The following is a 1,861-nucleotide window of genomic DNA, read 5'->3' as shown; positions in this document are numbered from 1 at the left end:
CGGCCACGAGGACCACGGCCGCCGCGGCGGAGGCGACGACGGTCCACACGCCGGGGCGCCGGCGCTCACGCACATGGCTCAGATCGACCACGGCCGCACCGCCGGTGTCCCGGGTGCCGTCGGGTTCCGGTGTCCCCGCGTCGGTTACGGGCGCGGACTCCGCCGCGACCAGATCGAGAATCCTGGCCCGGAGCCCCGGCGGCGGCGGGACGTCGAGGTCGGCATCGGCCACCAGATCGGCTGCGACCTCCCGGGTGGACCGGATGTGGGCGAGCATCGACCTGCGCTGATCCGGTGCGGCGTTGACGAGGGTCTGCTCGACGGCCTCCGTCTCCTGATCGTCCAACGCATCCAGGGCGTAGAGGTCGAGATCCTCGGGATGAACCGTGCCCGGGGACTCCGGATGATCGTGGTGTCGGACGGTCATGACAGCTCACCCCCCAGGCAGCTCTTGAGACGGCGCAGGCCGTCCCGGATTCGTGATTTGATCGTGGGCAGTGCGGCCCCCAGCTGGTCGGCGACCTCTCGGTAGGTCAGTCCCGTGAAGTACGCCATCTCGATCGACTCGCGCTGGTTCTCGGTGAGCTCCCCCAGACAACGACGGACGTCGGCGGCATCTTCCTCCCGGGTGATCTCCTCGGTCACCTGGTCGGCGACGTCCCCGGAGTGGGTGATCCCCGCGGCGGCGTCCGCCTCGTCGCGCCGCGCCGCGGAGCTCTCCGACCGCACCCGGTCCACCGCGCGCCGGTGTGCGATGGTCAGCACCCAGGAATGGACCGACCCGAGCTTCGGACTGTACCCCGAGGCCTGCTTCCAGACCTGCAGGAACACCTCCTGCACGGTCTCCTCGGCGTACCCGGGGTCGCGGAGGACCCGCAGGGCGAGACCGTGGACCCGGGGCGCCATGAGGTCATAGAAGCGGGCGAAGGCCTCGAGGTCGCCGGCCGCGGAGAGTTCCAACAGGCGCCCCGGATCGGCCAGCGACAGGGCGGTGGGGTCGGACACGGAGGACAGTCTAATCCGAGGGGTGGGGAACTCAGGGAACGGGCGCGCGGTGGGGCGGCGCGTGTCGAGGACGGTCATGTCCCCGACACCCGGAACGTGCGGTTGTGCCAGCCCGTGGCCCCGGTGGGTATCGGAGGCTGCCGCGTCTCGGTCTGGACCTCACCGGTCGAATCGGTCGCCCGGACGGACAGCGTGTGCAGGCCGGGTTCGGCGTCCCACGTCCACGACCACATGCGCCAGGTATCGATCGAGTACTCCTCCGCGAGCGCTGCCTCGTTCCACGGCCCGTCGTCGACCCGCACCTCCACTCGGTCGATGCCGCGGTGTTGGGCCCACGCCGTCCCGGCGACCACGACGGGGCCGGGATCCAGCTGGGCCAGCGGGGCGGGCCGGTCGATACGGCTCGCGGTGAGGATCGGCCCCCTCTCGCCCCACCCCCGGTCGGTCCAGTAGGCGCTCGCCCGGTCGAACCGGGTGACCTCCCAGTCCACCACCCATTTGGTGGCGGAGACGTAGCCGTACAGGCCGGGGACGACCTGCCGGACGGGATACCCGTGCTCGAGAGGGAGCGGCTCGCCGTTCATCCCGACGGCCAGCAACGCGTCCCGCCCGTCCGTCAGTGCCTCGAGCGGGGTGCCCGCCGTCCAGCCGTCGACCGAGGTCGAGAGCAGCATGTCGGCCTCGGGCAGGGGCCCGGCTTCCGCGAGCAGTTCGTCGATCGGGAAGCCGGTCCAGGTCGCCGTTCCGGCGAGGTCGCCGCCGACCTCGTTGGACACGCAGGTCAGGGTGACGATCCGGTCCCGGAACTCCCTGCTCGTCAGGGACTGCCAGTCCAGCTCGATCTCCCTGTCCACCA

2 protein-coding genes and 1 pseudogene are annotated in these 1,861 nt (G+C 71.3%); all 3 read right to left on the bottom strand.

Annotated elements, in window-relative coordinates:
• Nucleotides 1–427: pseudogene (locus G6026_RS16645) on the bottom strand (anti-sigma factor); the annotation flags it as partial.
• Nucleotides 424–1,005, bottom strand: a complete 582-nt coding sequence (gene sigK / locus G6026_RS16640; RefSeq protein ID WP_107758255.1) for an ECF RNA polymerase sigma factor SigK — start codon at nucleotides 1,003–1,005, stop codon at nucleotides 424–426. The gene sigK and the pseudogene G6026_RS16645, both read right to left, overlap by 4 nt.
• 74 nt (nucleotides 1,006–1,079) lie before the next feature.
• A partial coding sequence (locus G6026_RS16635) for a molybdopterin-dependent oxidoreductase (RefSeq protein WP_241728150.1) occupies nucleotides 1,080–1,861 on the bottom strand: 782 nt, incomplete at its 5' end.

Origin of the sequence: Dietzia sp. DQ11-38-2 (assembly GCF_014145055.1) — a bacterium.
Taxonomy (GTDB): Bacteria; Actinomycetota; Actinomycetes; order Mycobacteriales; family Mycobacteriaceae; genus Dietzia.
The sequence above is the reverse complement of the archived record's forward strand: the minus strand, read 5'-3'. Positions and strand labels throughout refer to the sequence as shown.